At 62.5% G+C, this 19,430-nt stretch carries 15 protein-coding genes, 1 tRNA gene and 2 pseudogenes; 2 read left to right on the forward strand and 16 right to left on the reverse strand.

Features of this window, described 5'->3' with window-relative positions; all coding sequences use genetic code 11:
- The 4 genes and pseudogenes from FJ426_RS30870 to rpsL form a co-directional block, all read right to left on the reverse strand.
- Positions 1-77 (reverse strand): annotated as a pseudogene (locus FJ426_RS30870) (elongation factor Tu); the annotation flags it as partial.
- Between the two features lie 65 nt (positions 78-142).
- Complete coding sequence (gene fusA, locus FJ426_RS30875; protein WP_140558709.1) at positions 143-2,233, reverse strand: elongation factor G; 2,091 nt, start codon at positions 2,231-2,233, stop codon at positions 143-145.
- 29 nt (positions 2,234-2,262) lie between these two features.
- Positions 2,263-2,733, reverse strand: a complete 471-nt coding sequence (gene rpsG, locus FJ426_RS30880) for a 30S ribosomal protein S7 (RefSeq protein ID WP_008875664.1) — start codon at positions 2,731-2,733, stop codon at positions 2,263-2,265.
- Positions 2,734-2,798: 65 nt separating this feature from the next.
- Positions 2,799-3,170 (reverse strand): 30S ribosomal protein S12, encoded by a 372-nt coding sequence (gene rpsL, locus FJ426_RS30885; RefSeq protein ID WP_006333356.1) that lies wholly within the window; start codon positions 3,168-3,170, stop codon positions 2,799-2,801.
- Positions 3,171-3,653: 483 nt separating this feature from the next.
- On the opposite strand from rpsL, the gene FJ426_RS30890 reads away from it, so the two are divergent.
- Both FJ426_RS30890 and FJ426_RS30895 read left to right on the forward strand, forming a co-directional pair.
- Positions 3,654-3,935, forward strand: a complete 282-nt coding sequence (locus FJ426_RS30890; protein ID WP_140501636.1) for a transcriptional regulator — start codon at positions 3,654-3,656, stop codon at positions 3,933-3,935.
- 159 nt (positions 3,936-4,094) lie between these two features.
- Positions 4,095-5,021, forward strand: a complete 927-nt coding sequence (locus FJ426_RS30895; RefSeq protein WP_140558708.1) for a Gfo/Idh/MocA family oxidoreductase — start codon at positions 4,095-4,097, stop codon at positions 5,019-5,021.
- 49 nt (positions 5,022-5,070) lie between these two features.
- On the opposite strand, the gene FJ426_RS30900 is transcribed toward FJ426_RS30895, so the two are convergent.
- From FJ426_RS30900 to FJ426_RS30955, 12 genes and pseudogenes are all read right to left on the reverse strand, one after another.
- Positions 5,071-5,736, reverse strand: coding sequence for an O-methyltransferase (locus tag FJ426_RS30900; RefSeq protein ID WP_140671687.1), 666 nt, complete (start codon positions 5,734-5,736; stop codon positions 5,071-5,073).
- Positions 5,737-5,821: 85 nt separating this feature from the next.
- Positions 5,822-10,018, reverse strand: a complete 4,197-nt coding sequence (rpoC, locus tag FJ426_RS30905; protein WP_140501630.1) for a DNA-directed RNA polymerase subunit beta' — start codon at positions 10,016-10,018, stop codon at positions 5,822-5,824.
- Positions 10,019-10,153: 135 nt separating this feature from the next.
- Positions 10,154-14,290, reverse strand: coding sequence for a DNA-directed RNA polymerase subunit beta (rpoB, locus tag FJ426_RS30910; RefSeq protein WP_140501628.1), 4,137 nt, complete (start codon positions 14,288-14,290; stop codon positions 10,154-10,156).
- Between the two features lie 267 nt (positions 14,291-14,557).
- Positions 14,558-14,935: a 50S ribosomal protein L7/L12 gene (gene rplL / locus FJ426_RS30915; RefSeq protein ID WP_027146630.1), complete on the reverse strand. Its 378-nt coding sequence runs from the start codon at positions 14,933-14,935 to the stop codon at positions 14,558-14,560.
- A 54-nt stretch (positions 14,936-14,989) separates the two neighbouring features.
- The gene (rplJ, locus tag FJ426_RS30920; protein WP_140515456.1) at positions 14,990-15,508 is read right to left on the reverse strand and encodes a 50S ribosomal protein L10; all 519 of its coding nucleotides are present in this window, start codon (positions 15,506-15,508) and stop codon (positions 14,990-14,992) included.
- A 407-nt stretch (positions 15,509-15,915) separates the two neighbouring features.
- The gene (gene rplA, locus FJ426_RS30925; protein ID WP_140501624.1) at positions 15,916-16,614 is read right to left on the reverse strand and encodes a 50S ribosomal protein L1; all 699 of its coding nucleotides are present in this window, start codon (positions 16,612-16,614) and stop codon (positions 15,916-15,918) included.
- 4 nt (positions 16,615-16,618) lie between these two features.
- Entirely contained in the window at positions 16,619-17,047 is a 429-nt protein-coding gene (gene rplK / locus FJ426_RS30930; RefSeq protein WP_140501622.1) for a 50S ribosomal protein L11, read from the reverse strand.
- Positions 17,048-17,222: 175 nt separating this feature from the next.
- Positions 17,223-17,750 (reverse strand): transcription termination/antitermination protein NusG, encoded by a 528-nt coding sequence (gene nusG / locus FJ426_RS30935; protein ID WP_140501620.1) that lies wholly within the window; start codon positions 17,748-17,750, stop codon positions 17,223-17,225.
- 27 nt (positions 17,751-17,777) lie between these two features.
- Positions 17,778-17,981, reverse strand: a complete 204-nt coding sequence (secE, locus tag FJ426_RS30940; protein ID WP_013531408.1) for a preprotein translocase subunit SecE — start codon at positions 17,979-17,981, stop codon at positions 17,778-17,780.
- Between the two features lie 398 nt (positions 17,982-18,379).
- Positions 18,380-18,455: transfer RNA gene (locus FJ426_RS30945), tRNA-Trp, on the reverse strand.
- A gap of 211 nt (positions 18,456-18,666) precedes the next feature.
- Positions 18,667-19,149 carry a group II truncated hemoglobin gene (locus FJ426_RS30950; RefSeq protein WP_140558706.1) on the reverse strand — a complete coding sequence of 161 codons (483 nt, stop codon included), beginning with the start codon at positions 19,147-19,149 and terminating at the stop codon, positions 18,667-18,669.
- 205 nt (positions 19,150-19,354) lie between these two features.
- Positions 19,355-19,430: pseudogene (locus FJ426_RS30955) on the reverse strand (elongation factor Tu); the annotation flags it as partial.

The raw sequence follows: 19,430 nt of genomic DNA on the forward strand, positions 1-19,430 counted from the left end.
GTCTTGCCATGATCAACGTGGCCAATCGTGCCGATGTTCACATGCGGCTTGGTGCGCTCGAATTTACCTTTTGCCATGTGATGTCTCCATTCCTGCTCGCCCGTACGGGCTCTTAATTAAGTTGCCGCAGCACCCTGTCGGGTTACGCGTATTTCTTCTGGACTTCCTGGGCGACCGCGGTCGGGACCGGCTCGTAATGGTCGAACTGCATCGTGTAGGCCGCACGGCCCTGGCTCATCGAGCGCAGGTTGTCGACGTACTTGAACATGTTGGCGAGCGGCACCATCGCGTTGATGACGACTGCCACGCCGCGGGCTTCCTGGCCCTGGATCTGGCCACGGCGGCCGTTGAGGTCGCCGATGACACCGCCGACATAATCTTCCGGCGTCACGACCTCGACCTTCATGATCGGCTCGAGCAGCTGCACGCCGAGCTTCGGCGAAGCTTCCATAAAGCAAGCGCGGGAAGCGATTTCGAATGCGAGCACCGAAGAGTCGACGTCGTGGAAAGCGCCGTCGATCAAGGTAGCCTTGACGCCGATCATCGGGAAACCGGCAAACGGGCCGGAACCCATCTTGCTCAGCAGGCCCTTCTCGACACCCGGGATGTATTCCTTCGGCACAGCGCCGCCGACGATCTTGGACTCGAACACGAAATCCTCGCCCTCGGGGTTCGGCTCGAAGACGATCTTCACGCGAGCGAACTGCCCGGTACCACCGGTCTGCTTCTTGTGCGTGTAGTCCTGCTCGTGCCTGCGGGTGATCGTCTCGCGATAAGCCACCTGCGGTGCACCGACATTGGCCTCGACCTTGAACTCGCGGCGCATGCGGTCGACGATGATGTCGAGGTGCAGCTCGCCCATGCCGGAAATGATGGTCTGGCCGCTTTCCTCGTCGGTCTTGACGCGGAAGGACGGATCCTCGGCAGCCAGGCGATGCAGCGCGAGGCCCATCTTTTCCTGGTCGTTCTTGGTCTTCGGCTCGATCGCGATCTGGATGACCGGATCGGGGAATTCCATACGCTCGAGGATGACCGGATGAAGCGGATCGCACAGCGTATCGCCGGTGGTCGTGTCCTTGAGACCTGCGAGAGCGACGATGTCGCCGGCATAGGCCTCTTCAACGTCGGCACGGGAATTCGCATGCATCTGCAGCATGCGGCCGATGCGCTCTTTCTTGCCCTTCACGGTGTTGTCGACCGAGATGCCCTTGGTGAGCTTGCCCGAATAGATACGGGCAAAGGTCAGCGAACCGACGAACGGGTCGTTCATGATCTTGAACGCCAGCATCGACAGCGGCTCGTTGTCGTCGGCGTGACGCTCGATCTCGGCGTCGGTCTTGGCATCGACACCCTTGATCGCGGGCACATCGGCCGGCGACGGCAGGTATTCCACGACGGCGTCGAGCAGAGGCTGCACGCCCTTGTTCTTGAATGCCGAGCCGCAGAACATCGGGAAGAACTTGACCGCGATGGTGCCCTTGCGGATCAGCGCGCGGATCTCGTCATTCGACGGCATCTTGCCTTCGAGGTAGTTCTCAAGAGCCGTCTCGTCCATCTCGACGGCGGCCTCGATCATCTTCTCGCGGTATTCCTCGGCGCGAGCCTTGAGGTCGGCCGGGATCTCGACGACGTCCCAGGCAGCGCCCAGCGTCTCGTCGCGCCAGACCAGCGCGTTCATCTCGACCAGGTCGACGACGCCCTTGAATTCGGTCTCGGCGCCGATCGGCAGCTGCATGACGACAGCCTGCGCACCGAGGCGTGAGCCGATCATCTCGACCGAGCGGTAGAAGTCGGCGCCGGTCTTGTCCATCTTGTTGCAGAAGATCATGCGCGGCACGCGGTACTTGTCGGCCTGGCGCCAGACGGTTTCCGTCTGCGGCTCCACACCGGCATTGGCGTCGAGCAGCGCGATGGCACCGTCAAGCACGCGCAGCGAACGCTCGACCTCGATGGTGAAGTCGACGTGTCCGGGCGTGTCGATGATGTTGAAGCGGTGCATCTTGCCGTCACGGCCCTTCCAGAAGGTCGTGGTCGCGGCCGACGTGATCGTGATGCCGCGTTCCTGCTCCTGCTCCATCCAGTCCATGGTCGCGGCGCCGTCGTGCACTTCGCCGATCTTGTGCGACTTGCCCGTGTAATAGAGGACGCGCTCGGTGGTCGTCGTCTTGCCGGCGTCGATATGCGCCATGATACCGAAATTGCGGTAGTCTTCGATTTTATATTCGCGGGCCATCGTAACTGCCTCTCAGTCTCTTTCGCGCTTTACCAGCGGTAGTGCGCGAAGGCGCGGTTGGCTTCAGCCATCTTGTGGGTGTCTTCACGCTTCTTCACGGCGGTGCCGCGGTTGTTGGCCGCGTCCATCAGCTCGCCGGAGAGGCGGTCGACCATGGTGGTCTCGTTGCGGTTGCGGGCCGCGGCGATCAGCCAGCGGATGGCCAGCGCCTGACGGCGCTCGGGGCGCACGTCGACCGGAACCTGGTAGGTGGCGCCGCCGACGCGACGCGAACGCACTTCCACATGCGGCGCGACATTGTCGAGCGCCTGATGGAAAACGGTGACCGGCTCCTGCTTGGTCTTCGACTGGACCTGGTCGAGCGCGCCGTAGACGATGGTCTCGGCAACCGACTTCTTGCCGTCATACATGACGGCGTTCATGAACTTGGTGACGATCAGATCGCCGAACTTGGGGTCCGGATTGATCTCACGCTTTTCTGCACTGTGACGACGGGACATGGCTTTTGTCTCTCAATCTCTCATAGCCCGGCGCGCAGTCAAAAAAGCGCCGAAGCCGGAAAACCTTACTTCGGACGCTTGGCACCGTATTTCGAACGGCGCTGCTTGCGGTTCTTCACACCCTGCGTGTCGAGCACGCCGCGGATGATGTGGTAACGGACACCCGGAAGGTCCTTGACGCGGCCGCCGCGGATCATGACCACGGAGTGCTCCTGAAGGTTGTGACCTTCGCCGGGGATGTAACCGATCACCTCGAAACCATTGGTCAGGCGGATCTTGGCCACCTTGCGCAGCGCCGAGTTCGGCTTCTTCGGCGTCGTTGTGTAGACGCGCGTGCAGACGCCCCGCTTCTGCGGGTTCTGCTGCATGGCCGGGACCTTGTTGCGCTTCACCGGCGCAATGCGCGGCTTGCGGATCAGCTGGTTGACGGTAGGCATTAAACCCTCTTGTCTCTCAATTCCGTGTCTCGTGCCGGTCAAGGCTCGCTCAAAGCGCCATTTCCATACGCAAATTCGGGCCACAAACCGCGCCTTGCGGTCTTGCCCGAACAAATCGCAGAGGAAGCGGATACCGCTTCGTGCACGCCGGAAATGTCTTTTCGCTCGTAAAACGAACCCTGTTTGAGGCAAACTCCAAAGCGTGTCGCTTCGGAAGGGAGAGCCTCACATCGGTTCTGACTGGGCGGCTTCTACTCGCAAGCCCGCGTACCGTCAACCCCGGAGCGGCAAATATTGCATTGAAGCCGGGGCTTGGCAGCCATGCGTAAACCGCATGTAATTTTCTTTCGTAATTTTGCAAGGGCGAGGAAGAAAGTGCCAAGCCTTTAGCAAAGTGAATGGCTTTTGGCTGTTGCGCGGTGCGGCTTCATGCGAAAAAGCCGCATGAACAGTCAAAGCCCCTCGCCGCGAAGGAATCGGCCCGTGAACGACAACGAGGAACGCCCGGTCACCATCATCACTGGCCGGGTGTGGAAGAGAAAAGGCGGCAAGCCGGAAGGCGTGCACGTCATGCTGGTTGCGCCCGATGACGATTCGGCGGTGCGCCGTGCGCTCGAATCGCTGGCGGCGGAGGGTTACGCCGAAGCCGAGCTCGACCAGATCGGCGACATGGAGGGCGAGCCCGACGAGGAGCCGCATCTTTCGGCCTTCCAGGGGGCGCTCGAAGGCGAAGTGTCGATCGTGACCTTCGATGTGCCGATCTGAAAGCGTGCCGGCCCTCGCCGTTCGAATCGGCGCTGGAGCCTTCCAACGAGTGAAAGGCTGCAGCTCCGGCAAAGACGGAGTTGACCTTTCGGCTTCGGCTTGCCCGGGGCAAGTGTTCTGATAAGAAGCGCTCACCATTATCCAACAGACGGAGCGGCCGTGTCCCAGCCCATCAAGATAGGCATTGTCGGTGTCGGCAAGATCGTCCGCGACCAACACCTTCCGGCGCTCGCCAAGGACCGGGACTACCGGCTGATCGCCGCTGCCAGCCGGCATGGCAAGGTTGAAGACATCCATAATTTTCCCGATATCGAGACGATGCTTGGCGCTGTTCCCGAACTCGACGCCGTCTCACTCTGCATGCCGCCGCAATTCCGCTACGCTGCGGCGCGCACCGCGCTCGAGGCGAAGAAGCACGTGTTCCTGGAAAAGCCGCCCGGCGCCACGGTCAGCGAGGTCGAGGACCTGAAGGCGCTGGCGACGAAACAGGGCGTGTCGCTGTTCGCCAGTTGGCATTCGCGCTATGCGCCGGCGGTTGAAGCGGCGCGGACTTTTTTGGCCGCGACGCAAATCAAATCAGCGGCAATCGTCTGGAAGGAAGACGTGCGCCGCTGGCACCCGAACCAGGACTGGATCTGGCAGCCAGGCGGCTTCGGCGTCTTCGATCCAGGCATCAACGCGCTGTCGATCGCGACCTACATCCTGCCCGCCATGTACATCACCTCGGCCGCGCTCGACTTCCCGGAGAACCGCGACGCGCCGATCGCCGCCCAGGTCGCCTTCCGCGCGGCGAACGGGTCGGCGGTGACGATGGATCTGGATTGGCTCCAGACCGGGCCGCAGAGCTGGGACATTCTCGCCGATACCGATGCCGGCAAGATGGTGCTCTCGGGCGGTGGCTCGAAACTCGCCATCGACGGCCGCATTGTCCATGAAGAACCGGAATCGGAATATCCTGAACTCTACAGGCGTTTCGCCGAAATCGTGCGCGCCGGCACTTCCGATGTCGATCTCGCGCCCCTCCAGCATGTCGCCGACGCCTTCATGCTCGGCAAGCGCAATGTGGTCGAGGCGTTCTTCGACTGAACAGCGACTGTCGCCCGGATCGCGGATCCGGTCCGCCTATCGCAACAACTCAATCGACAATCGCTATGGCGAACCCGTCATAGCCCTTGGCGCCGACAGTCTGGATCGCGGTGCCGTCCAGGCGCTTGTCGCCGCCGATGAAGGAGAACGCCGCGCGTGCACCTTCGACGTTGGCGTCGCGACCATCCTCGTCGAGCACCGTGCCGTCGCGGATGACGTTGTCGCAGACGATGACCGTTCCCGAGCGCGACAGCCGCATGGCCCAGGAGAGGTAGTTGGGGTTGTTAGGCTTGTCGGCGTCGATGAAAACGAGGTCGAACGGCCCGGCGTCTTCGGCCCCCAGCGCAGCGAGCGACTGCAGCGCCGGCCCGACCCGCAGATCGACCTGTTCGGAAACCCCTGCCCGCTCGAAATTCGAACGCGCGACCTTGGCGTGGTGCGGATCGAGTTCGAGCGTCACGATTTTTCCGCCGGCCGGCAATCCCCGCGCCATCCAGATGGTGGAATAACCGCCCAGCGTACCAATCTCGAGCACCTTTTTCGCGCCGCGAATGCGCACCAGCAGCGAGAGCAGCTTTCCTTGCGTCGCCGAGACGTCGATCGCCGGCAAGCCACCGTCGCGGTTGGCCGCCAGGACCGCGTCGAGAACGGGATCCGCCTCGAAGAGCGAGGAAACGATGTAGTTATCGACAGCCGTCCAGGTTTTCATGCTCATCTGCCTTCCTCGATTGTTCGTTGAAACGAAAAAGCCGCCGGGTTGCCCCGGCGGCCTTGTTGCCTGAGATTTCGTGCCGCCGCGCTTACTGCGCGGCGGTTGTCATGTCGGCCAGCATCGGCTCGGCGACTTCGACACCGGAGGCCTTGCGGCGCTCGTCGATGATCAGTTCGTCGCGCGAGGTGGCGATGCGGCGGATCTGGCTCATCGTGCCGCCGGTACCGGCCGGGATCAGCCGGCCGACGATGACGTTTTCCTTCAAGCCCTGCAGCATGTCGGTCTTGCCGGCAACCGCGGCTTCCGTCAGCACCCTGGTCGTCTCCTGGAAGGAGGCGGCCGAGATGAAGGACGGCGTCTGCAGCGAGGCCTTGGTGATGCCGAGCAGCACCGGCTGGCCTTCGGCCGGCTTCTTGCCGTCCTCGATCAGGCGCTCGTTGACCTCTTCCAGCTCGATCACGTCGACGTGGTCGCCCGGAATATAGGTCGAGTCGCCCTGCGTGGTGATCTCGACCTTCTGCAGCATCTGGCGAACGATCACCTCGATGTGCTTGTCGTTGATCGACACGCCCTGCAGACGGTAGACTTCCTGGATCTCGTTGACGAGGTAGGACGCAAGCGCCTCCACGCCCTTGATCGCCAGGATGTCGTGCGGCGCCGGATTGCCGTCGAGGATGTAGTCGCCCTTCTCGATGACGTCGCCGTCCTGGAGATGGAACGGCTTGCCCTTCGGGATCAGGTATTCGACAGGCTCAAGCGTCGAGTCATGCGGCTCGATGATGATGCGGCGCTTGTTCTTGTAGTCGCGGCCGAAGCGGATTGTACCATCGATCTCTGCGATGATGGCGTGATCCTTCGGACGACGGGCCTCGAACAGCTCGGCAACACGCGGCAGACCGCCGGTGATGTCCTTAGTCTTGGCGCTTTCCATCGGGATACGCGCCAGGACGTCGCCAGGGCGAACCTGAGCACCCGGCTCGACCGAGAGAATGGCCTCGACCGAGAGCAGGAAGCGGGCATCGCCGCCCTTCGACAGCTTGCCGACCTTGCCCTTGGCGTCCTGAACGACGATCGCCGGCTTCAGGTCGTTGCCGCGCGGCGTCGAACGCCAGTCGATGACCTCGCGCTTGGTGATGCCGGTCGACTCGTCGGCCGTTTCCTGGACGGAAATGCCGTCGACCAGATCCTCGAACGCCACCTTGCCCTCGATTTCGGTGAGGATCGGGCGGGTGTAAGGATCCCATTCGGCGATGCGCTGGCCGCGCTTCACCTTGTCGCCATCGTCCACGAAGATGCGCGAACCATAGGTGACGCGGTGCGTGGCGCGCTCCTTGCCGGCCTCGTCGAGGATCAGCACCGCCATGTTGCGGCCCATGACCATCTGCTGGCCGTCCGAGTTGCGCACCACGTTGCGGTTGCGGATCTCGACCTTGCCCTCATAGGAGGCTTCAAGGAACGAGCTATCCACCACCTGCGCCGTACCGCCCATGTGGAAGGTACGCATGGTGAGCTGGGTGCCCGGCTCGCCGATCGACTGCGCCGCGATGACGCCGACGGCCTCGCCCTGGTTGACCGGGGTGCCACGGGCCAGATCGCGTCCGTAGCAGACCGCGCAGACGCCGACCCGGACTTCGCAAGTCAGCGCCGAGCGGATGCGGACCGACTGCACGCCGGCCTTCTCGATCTGCTCCACGTCGCGCTCGTCCATCAGCGTTCCGGCCTTGACCAACAATTCGCCGGTCACCGGATGGTTGATGTCGTCGAGCGCGGTGCGACCCAGCACGCGCTGGCCGACCGAAGCGACGACCTGACCGGCATCGACGATCGGCTGCATGGTGAGGCCCTTGTCGGTGCCGCAGTCCACGGAGTTGACGATGCAGTCCTGCGCCACGTCGACCAGACGACGGGTGAGATAGCCCGAGTTCGCCGTCTTCAGGGCGGTGTCCGCCAGACCCTTGCGGGCGCCGTGGGTCGAGTTGAAGTACTCGAGCACGGTCAGGCCTTCCTTGAAGTTCGAGATGATCGGCGTCTCGATGATTTCACCCGACGGCTTGGCCATCAGGCCGCGCATGCCGGCGAGCTGGCGCATCTGGGTGGGCGAGCCGCGCGCACCGGAGTGCGACATCATGTAGATCGAGTTCATCGGCTTCTGACGACCATTGTCCTCGAACTCGACCGCCTTGATGCGGGCCATCATTTCGTCGGCGACCTTTTCCGAGCACTTGGCCCAGGCGTCGACGACCTTGTTGTACTTCTCGCCCTGCGTGATCAGGCCGTCATTGTACTGCTGCTCGTATTCCTTGGCCAAGGCCTCGGTGTCCGACACCAGCTTGATCTTGGTATCCGGGATCAGCATGTCGTCCTTGCCGAATGAAATGCCGGCGCGGCAGGCATGAGCAAAACCGAGCGCCATGATGCGATCGCAGAAAATGACGGTCTCCTTCTGACCGCAATGGCGGTAGACGGTGTCGATCATCTTGGAGATGTTCTTCTTGGTCATCTCCTGGTTGGCGGTCTCGTAAGGCACGTTGACGTTCTTCGGCAGAAGCTCGCCGATGATCATGCGGCCAGGCGTGGTGTCGTAGATCTTCGACACGACCTTGCCCTCGGCGTCGACCGAACGGAAGCGGCCCTTGATCTTGGCGTGCAGGGTCACCGCCTTGGTCTCGAGCGCGTGCTGGAGTTCGCCCATGTCGGCAAACACCATGCCCTCGCCCGGCTCGTTCTGGTTGACGATCGAGAGGTAGTAGAGACCCAGAACCATGTCCTGCGACGGCACGATGATCGGCGCGCCGGAAGCCGGGTGCAGGATGTTGTTGGTCGACATCATCAGCACGCGGGCTTCCAACTGCGCTTCCAGCGACAGCGGCACGTGGACCGCCATCTGGTCGCCGTCGAAGTCGGCGTTGAAGGCCGTGCAGACCAGCGGATGCAGCTGGATCGCCTTGCCTTCGATCAGGATCGGCTCGAACGCCTGGATGCCGAGGCGGTGCAGCGTCGGCGCGCGGTTCAAGAGCACCGGATGCTCGCGGATGACCTCGTCGAGGATATCCCAGACTTCCGGACGCTCCTTCTCGACCAGCTTCTTCGCCTGCTTGACGGTCGAGGAGTAACCCTTCGCGTCGAGGCGGGCGTAGATGAAGGGCTTGAACAGTTCGAGCGCCATCTTCTTGGGCAGGCCGCACTGGTGCAGCTTGAGCTCCGGACCGGTGACGATGACCGAACGGCCGGAATAGTCGACGCGCTTGCCGAGCAGGTTCTGGCGGAACCGGCCCTGCTTGCCCTTGAGCATATCCGACAGCGACTTCAGCGGACGCTTGTTGGCGCCGGTGATGACGCGGCCACGGCGGCCGTTGTCGAACAGCGCGTCGACGGCTTCCTGCAGCATGCGCTTTTCATTGCGCACGATGATGCCGGGGGCACGCAACTCGATCAGCCGCTTCAGACGGTTGTTGCGGTTGATGACGCGTCGATAGAGATCGTTGAGGTCCGACGTCGCGAAACGTCCGCCGTCCAGCGGGACGAGCGGGCGCAGGTCCGGCGGAATCACCGGAACCACCTTCATGATCATCCATTCCGGACGGTTGCCGGACTCCATGAAGTTCTCGACGACCTTGAGCCGCTTCAGATACTTCTTCTGCTTCAGCTCGGACGTGGTCGAAGCCAGCTCCGAACGCAGGTCGCCGGCGATCTTCTCCAGGTCCATGCCGGCCAGAAGGTCATGAATGGCCTCGGCGCCGATCATGGCGGTGAAGCTATCCTCGCCATATTCGTCGACGGCGATCATGTACTCTTCCTCGCTGAGCAGCTGGTGCTCCTTCAGCGCGGTGAGGCCGGGTTCGGTGACGATGTAGTTCTCGAAGTAGAGGACGCGCTCGATGTCCTTCAGGGTCATGTCGAGCAGCGTGCCGATGCGCGAGGGCAGCGACTTCAGGAACCAGATATGGGCGACGGGTGCCGCCAGCTCGATATGGCCCATGCGCTCGCGGCGAACGCGCGACAGCGTGACTTCGACACCGCACTTTTCGCAGATGACGCCCTTGTACTTCATGCGCTTGTACTTGCCGCACAGGCACTCGTAGTCCTTGATCGGGCCAAAAATGCGCGCGCAGAACAGACCGTCACGCTCCGGCTTGAAGGTGCGGTAGTTGATGGTCTCCGGCTTCTTGATCTCGCCGAACGACCAGGACAGAATCTTCTCAGGGCTGGCGAGCGATATCCGGATGGAATCGAACACCTGCGCCGGCGCCTGGGGATTGAAGAGATTCATGACCTCTTGGTTCATGCCGTTCTCCTTTCGGGGTCCTCGAAAACCCCTTGCATCTGATGCGGGGCAAATGCCCGCTGAGTGGTCGGCCCACCGGCCGAAGAATTTGGTGCACCCGGTCGCGGGAGCCTCTCCCGCGACCGGGTGTCTTGTTTATTCCGCTGCGTCGGGCAGCCGAACCGGGGCTTCGTCGAGCTTGGTGTTCTCCAATTCGACGTTGAGGCCGAGCGACCGCATCTCCTTGACGAGAACGTTGAAGCTCTCGGGAATGCCGGCCTCGAAGGTGTCGTCGCCGCGGACGATCGCCTCGTAGACCTTGGTGCGGCCGGCGACGTCGTCCGACTTCACCGTCAGCATTTCCTGCAGCGTATAGGCGGCGCCGTAGGCTTCCAGCGCCCAGACCTCCATTTCGCCGAAGCGCTGGCCGCCGAACTGCGCCTTGCCGCCCAGCGGCTGCTGGGTGACGAGCGAGTACGGACCGATCGAACGCGCGTGGATCTTGTCATCCACGAGGTGGTGAAGCTTGAGCATGTAGATGTAGCCCATCGTCACCTTGCGATCGAACGGCTCGCCGGTGCGTCCGTCATAGAGCTGCGACTGACCGCTAGTGTGCAGGCCCGCCTGCTCCAGCATGACGTTGATGTCGGCCTCGTGCGCGCCGTCGAACACCGGGGTTGCGATCGAGACGCCGCGGCGCATCTGCTCGCTCAGGCGAACGATGCTCTCGTCGTCATACTCGCGGACCGGCTCGTTGCGGTCGTTGGCGGGCATGAAGCTCTCCAGCGTCTTGCGCAGCGGCTTGATGTCGCCGGCTGACTTGTAGGCGTCGATCATCTCGCCGATCTTCCTGCCCATTCCGGCGCAAGCCCAGCCCAGATGCGTTTCCAGGATCTGGCCGACATTCATGCGGCTCGGCACACCCAGTGGGTTGAGCACGATATCGGCATGCGTGCCGTCCTCGAGGAAAGGCATGTCCTCGACCGGAACGATGCGCGACACGACACCCTTGTTGCCGTGACGGCCGGCCATCTTGTCGCCCGGCTGCATCTTGCGCTTCACCGCCACGAAGACCTTGACCATCTTCATGACGCCCGGAGGCATTTCGTCGCCGCGCTGCACCTTCTCGACCTTGTCCATGAAGCGCTGTTCGAGTGCCTTCTTGGAATCGTCGTACTGGCCGCGCAGGGCTTCCAGTTCGCTCTGGAGCTTTTCGTTCTCCACGGCGAACTGCCACCACTGCGAACGCGGATACTCGTCGAGCGTGTCCTTCGACAGCGTCGAGCCCTTCTTGAAGCCCTTCGGTCCGGCGATCGCTTCCTTGCCGACGAGCACGTCGGAAAGGCGCGCGTAGACGTTGCGATCCAGGATCGCCTGCTCGTCGTCACGGTCCTTGGCGAGGCGTTCGATCTCCTCGCGCTCGATCGCCATGGCGCGCTCGTCCTTCTCCACACCGTGGCGATTGAACACGCGCACCTCGACGACGGTGCCGAAGGTGCCCGGAGGCATGCGCATCGAGGTGTCGCGCACATCGGATGCCTTTTCGCCGAAGATGGCGCGCAGAAGCTTTTCTTCCGGCGTCATCGGGCTTTCGCCCTTCGGCGTGATCTTGCCGACCAGGATATCGCCCGGCTGAACTTCGGCACCGATATAGACGATGCCGGCTTCATCGAGGTTCTTCAGCGCTTCTTCCGAGACGTTCGGAATGTCGCGCGTGATTTCCTCCGGTCCGAGCTTGGTGTCGCGCGCCATGACCTCGAACTCCTCGATGTGGATCGAGGTGAAGACGTCGTCGGCGACGATGCGCTCGGACAGGAGGATCGAGTCCTCGTAGTTGTAGCCGTTCCACGGCATGAACGCGACCAGCACGTTGCGGCCGAGAGCCAGATCGCCGAGCTCGGTCGAAGGACCGTCCGCGATGATGTCGCCCTTGTTGACCCGGTCGCCCATGCGCACCAGCGGACGCTGGTTGATGCAGGTGTTCTGGTTCGAACGCTGGAACTTCATCAGCCGGTAGATGTCGACGCCGGACTTGCCCGGATCGAGGTCTTCCGTTGCGCGGATGACGATACGCGTCGCGTCCACCTGGTCGACGATGCCGCCGCGGCGGGCGCCGATGGCGGCGCCCGAATCACGGGCGACGATCGGCTCCATGCCGGTGCCGACGAACGGCGCTTCGGCGCGCACCAGCGGCACGGCCTGGCGCTGCATGTTCGAGCCCATCAGTGCGCGGTTGGCGTCGTCGTTCTCAAGGAACGGGATCAGGGCCGCGGCCACCGACACCATCTGCTTGGGCGAAACGTCCATCAGGTCGACGTTTTCGCGGGGCGCCATCATCACCTCGCCGGCACTGCGGCAAATCACGAATTCGTCGACAAAGCGGCCATCCTTGTCGAGCTCGGCATTGGCCTGCGCGACATGGTGCTTGGCCTCTTCCATCGCCGACAGATAGACGACGTCATTGGTCAGCTTGCCGTCGACGATCTTGCGGTACGGGCTCTCGATGAAGCCGTACTTGTTGACGCGCGCGAAGGTGGCGAGCGAGTTGATCAGGCCGATATTCGGGCCTTCCGGCGTCTCGATCGGGCAGATGCGGCCGTAATGCGTCGGGTGCACGTCGCGCACCTCGAAGCCGGCGCGCTCGCGGGTCAGACCACCCGGTCCAAGCGCGGAGAGACGGCGCTTGTGGGTGATCTCCGACAGCGGATTGGTCTGGTCCATGAACTGCGACAGCTGCGAGGAACCGAAGAACTCGCGCACGGCGGCAGCCGCCGGCTTGGCGTTGATCAGGTCCTGCGGCATGACCGTGTCGATCTCGATCGAGGACATACGCTCCTTGATCGCGCGCTCCATGCGCAGCAGGCCGACGCGGTACTGGTTTTCCATCAGCTCGCCGACCGAACGCACGCGGCGGTTGCCGAGATTGTCGATGTCGTCGATCTCGCCCTTGCCGTCACGCAGTTCGACCAGCGTCTTGACCACGGCCAGGATGTCGTCCTTGCGCAATACACGCACGGTGTCCTCGGCCTTGAGTTCGAGGCGCATGTTCATCTTGACGCGGCCAACGGCGGACAGGTCGTAGCGCTCGCTGTCGAAGAACAGCGAGTTGAACATGGCTTCAGCGGTTTCGAGCGTCGGCGGCTCGCCGGGGCGCATGACACGATAGATGTCGAACAGCGCGTCCTGGCGGCTCTCGTTCTTGTCGACGGCGAGCGTGTTGCGGATGTAGGCGCCGACATTGACGTGATCGATGTCGAGTATCTGGATCTCGTCCTCGCCGGTGCCAAGCAGCACCTTCAGCGTCTTGTCATCGATCTCGTCGCCGGCCTCGAGGAAGATCTCGCCGGTGGCGTAATTGACGATGTCCTCGGCGAGATAGTTGCCGAGCAGGTCCTCGTCGGTCGCCTTGATCGCCTTCAGGCCCTTTTCGCCGAGCTGGCGGGCCTGGCGGGCGGTGATCTTCTTGCCGGCCTCGACAACGACCTCACCCGTGTCGGCGTCGACCAGGTCGCCGACGGCCTTCAGGCCGCGGAAACGATCCACGTTGAACGGAATGCGCCAGTGATCGCCGGCGCGCTTGTAGGTGATCTTGTTGTAGAAGGTCGACAGGATCTCTTCGCCGTCCATGCCGAGCGCCATCAGCAGCGACGTCACCGGAATCTTGCGGCGACGGTCGATGCGGGCGTGCACGACGTCCTTGGAATCGAACTCGATGTCGAGCCACGAACCGCGATAGGGGATGACGCGCGCGGCAAACAGGAGCTTGCCCGACGAGTGCGACTTGCCCTTGTCGTGGTCGAAGAAGACGCCCGGCGAGCGGTGCATCTGCGAGACGATGACGCGCTCGGTGCCGTTGACGATGAAGGTGCCGTTCGAGGTCATGAGCGGCATGTCGCCCATGTAGACGTCCTGCTCCTTGATGTCCTTGATCGACTTCGCGCCGGTATCCTCGTCGATATCGAACACGATCAAGCGCAGCGTCACCTTCAGCGGTGCGGCATAGGTGAGGTCGCGCTGACGGCATTCGTCAACGTCGAATTTCGGTCCTTCGAACTCGTACTTCACGAACTCCAGCATCGAGGAGCCGGAAAAATCGGAGATCGGGAAGACCGACTTGAAAACAGCCTGCAGTCCCTCGTCCGGACGTCCGCCCTTAGGCTCGTCCACCATCAGGAACTGGTCATAGGACGCCTTCTGAACCTCGATGAGGTTCGGCATCTCCGCAACTTCCGGGATCTTTCCGAAGAACTTGCGTACGCGTCTGCGGCCATTGAAAGTCTGGGTCTGGGCCATCGTCGCTCCTTAGCTCTAAACTCGGGGCGAGCCTCGCCGCGGCTCGCCTTGCATCCGAACCGCCTGGGCAGCGGCTCTCTGTCTGTTCTCCGGCCCCATTACCAAACTACTTGGCGGGCGGCCGGCTAAAACGGGAGAAAACCCGTTTCCTGAGAGCCGGTTTTCGGCCCTCAGGAAAGAGGTTTTCGTGCATCTCGCGCTACGCAGCCTCCCCAGGTCGCCCGAGGGAGTGGCGGACGGCGCGAGGCCGTCCGCCGATTGTTACGCTTACTTCAGCTCGACCTTGGCGCCGGCTGCTTCCAGCTGGGCCTTGAACTTGTCGGCGTCGGCCTTGGAAACGGCTTCCTTGACCGGCTTCGGAGCCGCTTCGACCAGGTCCTTGGCTTCCTTGAGGCCAAGGCCGGTGATGGCGCGGACTTCCTTGATGACGTTGATCTTCTGGGCGCCGGCGTCGGTGAGGACGACGTCGAATTCCGTCTTTTCCTCGACCGGAGCAGCGGCAGCGGCAGCACCGCCGGCAGCGGCAACAGCCACCGGAGCAGCAGCCGAAACGCCCCACTTTTCTTCCAGAAGCTTCGACAGCTCAGCCGCCTCGAGGACGGTCAGCTTCGAAAGGTCGTCTACGATCTTTGCGAGATCAGCCATTGTTGTATTCCTTCATAAGGTTCGAACGTGTGTTTGTGATAGCGAGGAACGGCCTCATGCCGCCTCGTCCTTCCGGGCGTAAGCGCCGATGACACGCGCGACCGAAGCCGCGGGCGCATTGACGATCTGGGCGATCCGGGTTGCCGGCGTGGCGATCATGCCAACCAGCCTGGCGCGCAGCTCGTCGAGCGACGGGAGTGTGGCGAGTGCCTTCACACCGTCGGCGTTGAGCGAGGTGGTGCCCATTGCGCCGCCGAGAATGACCAGCTTGTCATTCCCCTTGGCGAAATCGGACGCGACCTTCGGCGCCGCAATCGGATCCTCCGAATAGGCGACCAGCGTCTGTCCCTTGAACAGATCGATGATCGATGCGGAGTCCGTGCCCTGAAGAGCGATTTTGGCGAGACGGTTCTTCGCGACTTTAACGGTGCCACCGGCAGCGCGCATTTTCGACCGGAGGTCGTTCATTTGCGCGACGGTGATACCGGCATAGTGGGCCACGACCACTGAACCCGCGTTCGAGAACGCATCGTTCAGGCCCGTGACGAGTTCGCGTTTTTCCGCTCTGTCCACTGCCTATCTCCAGTTGACCCCCACCCTGCTAACGGGAACATTCCCATTCACGAGGACAGGCGTCGGGTTGCCTTTTGCCGGCCGGGCCATCCAGTAACGGATCTCCCGAACAGCGCTCGAGGATCCTGCCCCCTTTCGCCACATCGCCGGCAAGCCGGACGATGCGCAGACAAAAGGCAAACACGGTTCGAACCTTTCATTGGAGCGCTTGCTCCGTTGTCAGGTCTTCACCCGTCTCATGCAGGCCCACATGAATTAAGGCCCCCCTTTTCAATCAAGGCCGGGCCGCCTGCAATCTCGGACAGGATGTCCGGAAACCTTTCGGCTCCCGGTACCGGGCCCAGAACGATCCAGGCCCGGAATTCACTTACGGATCGGCCCGTTCAGCGGCCGATCCAAACGGTTAATCAGGACGCCGCGAGCGTCGAGACGTCGAGCTTGAGGCCCGGGCCCATCGTCGAGGTGACGGACACCTTCTTGACGTAGTTGCCCTTGGCGCCAGCCGGCTTTGCCTTGGTCACCGCATCGGCGAAGGCGCGGACGTTTTCTTCCAGCGCCTTGACGTCGAACGAGACCTTGCCTACGCCGGCGTGAACGATGCCGGCTTTCTCGACGCGGAACTCGACAGCGCCGCCCTTCGATGCCTTGACGGCGGCCGCGACGTCGGTGGTGACGGTACCGACCTTCGGGTTCGGCATCATGCCGCGCGGGCCGAGCACTTTGCCCAGACGGCCGACGAGCGGCATCATGTCCGGCGTAGCGATGCAGCGATCGAAATCGATCGTGCCCTTCTGGACGATGTCGACCAGGTCCTCCGCGCCGACGATGTCGGCGCCGGCGGCCTTGGCTTCCTCGGCCTTGTCGCCACGGGCGAACACGGCGACGCGGACCGAGCGGCCGGTGCCGTTCGGCAGGTTGACCACGCCGCGGACCATCTGGTCGGCATGGCGAGGATCAACGCCGAGATTCATCGCGACTTCGATCGTCTCGTCAAACTTGACCGTCGAGCGATCCTTGAGCAGCTTCAGCGCGTCACCCAAGGTATAAGCCTTGTTGGGATCGATGCCTTCGCGGGTCTTCGATACACGCTTTGCAATCTTTGCCATGATCTCAGCCCACCACTTCCAGACCCATCGAGCGGGCGGAGCCCTCGACCATGCGCATGGCCGCCTCGACGTCGTTTGCGTTCAGATCCTTCATCTTCTGCTCGGCGATGGCGCGGACCTTGTCGCGGCCGATCGTGCCGGCCTTGACCTTGCCCGGCTCCTTGGAGCCCGACTTCAGGTTAGCGGCCTTCTTCAGGAAGTAGCTCACCGGCGGCGTCTTCATGACGAAGGTGAACGACTTGTCCTGATAGTAGGTGATGACGACCGGAATCGGCGATCCCTTTTCCATTTCCTGGGTCTGCGCGTTGAACGCCTTGCAGAACTCCATGATGTTGATGCCGCGCTGACCAAGCGCCGGGCCGATCGGGGGCGACGGCGTAGCCGAGCCCGCGGCAACCTGGAGCTTGAGCTGGCCTGCAATTTTCTTAGCCATCTCTATTCCTGCCTTTGTCTATGCCGGCCCCTCGATCTGGGAAAACACCGGCTGTTGCAGTCTGGTGGTGCGGTTCCTGCGGCCGGCTAAAGCCACATTCGCCTCCCACCGTTCTCAGGCCGCGCGTTGCCGCGCCGCCTCCCCTGACCACCGGAACGGCGCCAGGGATTTCGGATCAGCCTTTTTCGACTTGCCCGAATTCCAGATCGACAGGCACGGCGCGCCCGAAGATCGAAACTTCCACCTTGAGCCGCGCCCGTTCCTCGTCCACTTCCTGGACGAAGCCGTTGAAGGACGCGAAGGGGCCATCCGAGACGCGGATCGCCTCGCCGATCTCGAAAGTAACCGAGGGCTTCGGCCGCTCGACGCCTTCCTGCACCTGGTTCAGGATGCGCTGCGCCTCGGCCTCGGTGATCGGCACCGGCTTGGAGTCGCCCAAAAACCCGGTGACCTTCGGCGTGTTCTTGACCAGCGAGAACACGGCGTCGGTCAAGTTGGCCTTCAGGAGCACATAGCCCGGAAAGAACTTGCGCTCGGCGTCGACCTTGCGGCCGCGACGAACCTCGACGACCTTCTCGGTCGGCACGACGATCTGCTCGATATCGGCGGACAGGCCCTTCTGCTTGGCCTTGTTCTCGATGTCCTCGGCGACCTTCTTCTCAAAGTTCGAATAGGCGTGGACGATGTACCAGCGCGTAGTCATTTCACGACTTCTCCGTAATCGCCGGACTTAGCGTCCAATGCCCAGAATCTGTTCGACCGCGAGGCCCATGAGCTGATCGGCGGTGAAGAAAAAGATCATCGCGATCACAGCGAAAGCCAGAACCATCACCGTCGAGATCATCGTTTCGCGTCGCGACGGCCAAGTCACCTTGGCGGTCTCCGCGCGAACCTGCTGGAGAAAGACGAAAGGATTTGTGGTTTTCGAAGCCATATGCCGCTCTGTCTTCAAGACCCGTTGGCCGGGTCTCCTGGATGATCCCGCTGGCCGGGACGTGCCGCCTGGGTCCATTTTCGCGCCGAATCAGCGCAATCATTTCGCCCATGCAAATCAGACGCGTAAAGCCGGCTTCCCAGCTCCACGCGTCGCGTGTCTGTTTCGTCTACATAAAACCGATTCTTGATCCACGCAAGTGGCAAGTGTCCGCTTTATGACCAAACGCCGCCTCGGAACCATCCAGTCGTTCCGTCCCGGCTATGGCGTCCTTATGCCTCAATCAGTCTAATATGGCAAGCCGGTCGCCGATTTTCAAAGGGCAGCCTGCAAAATATCGTTTCGATGGCCATTTTGGAAATGGCTGTGTTTTTGTTTTGACGTGCCATTTCTTGAAATGGCACGGGCAGCAGGGCTCGAACCTACGACCTGCGGTTTTGGAGACCGCCGCTCTACCAACTGAGCTATGCCCGTACACGTGCGCCTCGGCGCAGCAGGGGCTTCCTAAAAGCTTCCGCGCGCTCTGTAAAGAGCGGTTTGCAAGCAAAAGCGCCTTCATCCCCTTTACCGGAAATCGGGATGGTCGACGGCCAGCCCGCCGCCATCGATCTCCGGTTTCACGCTCGAGTGCGCCGGCATGCTGTTCGCGGAGATCTTGCCTGCCGGCCCGTGTATCCGTTGGACGCTATTTGGTGTCCGGGACCCGGTAAGGCCCGCCGGGCACGCCCCAGCCCCAGGCCGGCATCGGCTCGGTCTCCGGGTCGCACGTTTCGCCGAGATTGGAATTCATCCTGGCGAGCCGCGATCCCCACTCGACATAGCCCATGAAGGCGGAACGGAACTCCGGATCGTCAGGCAGCCCGACGGCATCCGCGGCATCGGCCAGCAGGTTGATCCAGCGGCGGCGCTGCTCCTCCGTCAAATGCTTGCCCAGGTGATGCATCACCATCTCGCGGTGGCCGCCGAATTTTTCGCTGTAGGTTTTCGGCCCGCCGAAAACCTCGCCGATAAAGGCCGCGACATGGGCGGGATGGTCGGGCGACATATGCTTGAACACCGGCCCGACGACCGGATCCCGCGCCACCTTGTCATAAAACGTCTGCGTCAGCCGGTTGAGCGCTTCGCTGCCGCCGGCCCATTCGTACAGTGTCGGAACATCCTGGCTCATACTTGACCTCCGCCCAGCGCCGCCTCCAGCGACGATAGCGGAAAAATCGAGCAAGCCTCAACCTGGCTCGATGGCCAGTTCGATGACACGGCTACCGTTCGACCGCGTGTCGGCCCCGCCATGCCAGCGCTGATCTTCGGTCGCCGACAAAAAGGGCGGCCCGAGGACCGCCCTTCCTTCTCGATCCGGCTGATGCCGGTGTCGATTACTCTTTGATGGTGACGACGATGCCGGCACCGACGGTGCGGCCGCCTTCACGGATGGCGAAGCGCAGCTTCTCT

The organism is Mesorhizobium sp. B2-6-4, assembly GCF_006441495.1.
Lineage (GTDB): Bacteria > Pseudomonadota > Alphaproteobacteria > Rhizobiales > Rhizobiaceae > Mesorhizobium.

Excerpts from the sequence above, each read along its gene's own strand:
- fusA (WP_140558709.1), bottom strand. The coding sequence starts at position 2,233 with ATGGCCCGCGAATATAAAATCGAAGACTACCGCAATTTCGGTATCATG.
- rpsG (WP_008875664.1), bottom strand. The coding sequence starts at position 2,733 with ATGTCCCGTCGTCACAGTGCAGAAAAGCGTGAGATCAATCCGGACCCC.
- rpsL (WP_006333356.1), bottom strand. The coding sequence starts at position 3,170 with ATGCCTACCGTCAACCAGCTGATCCGCAAGCCGCGCATTGCGCCGGTG.
- FJ426_RS30900 (WP_140671687.1), bottom strand. The coding sequence starts at position 5,736 with ATGAGCATGAAAACCTGGACGGCTGTCGATAACTACATCGTTTCCTCG.
- rpoC (WP_140501630.1), bottom strand. The coding sequence starts at position 10,018 with ATGAACCAAGAGGTCATGAATCTCTTCAATCCCCAGGCGCCGGCGCAG.
- rpoB (WP_140501628.1), bottom strand. The coding sequence starts at position 14,290 with ATGGCCCAGACCCAGACTTTCAATGGCCGCAGACGCGTACGCAAGTTC.
- rplL (WP_027146630.1), bottom strand. The coding sequence starts at position 14,935 with ATGGCTGATCTCGCAAAGATCGTAGACGACCTTTCGAAGCTGACCGTC.
- rplA (WP_140501624.1), bottom strand. The coding sequence starts at position 16,614 with ATGGCAAAGATTGCAAAGCGTGTATCGAAGACCCGCGAAGGCATCGAT.
- rplK (WP_140501622.1), bottom strand. The coding sequence starts at position 17,047 with ATGGCTAAGAAAATTGCAGGCCAGCTCAAGCTCCAGGTTGCCGCGGGC.
- nusG (WP_140501620.1), bottom strand. The coding sequence starts at position 17,750 with ATGACTACGCGCTGGTACATCGTCCACGCCTATTCGAACTTTGAGAAG.
- secE (WP_013531408.1), bottom strand. The coding sequence starts at position 17,981 with ATGGCTTCGAAAACCACAAATCCTTTCGTCTTTCTCCAGCAGGTTCGC.
- FJ426_RS30950 (WP_140558706.1), bottom strand. The coding sequence starts at position 19,149 with ATGAGCCAGGATGTTCCGACACTGTACGAATGGGCCGGCGGCAGCGAA.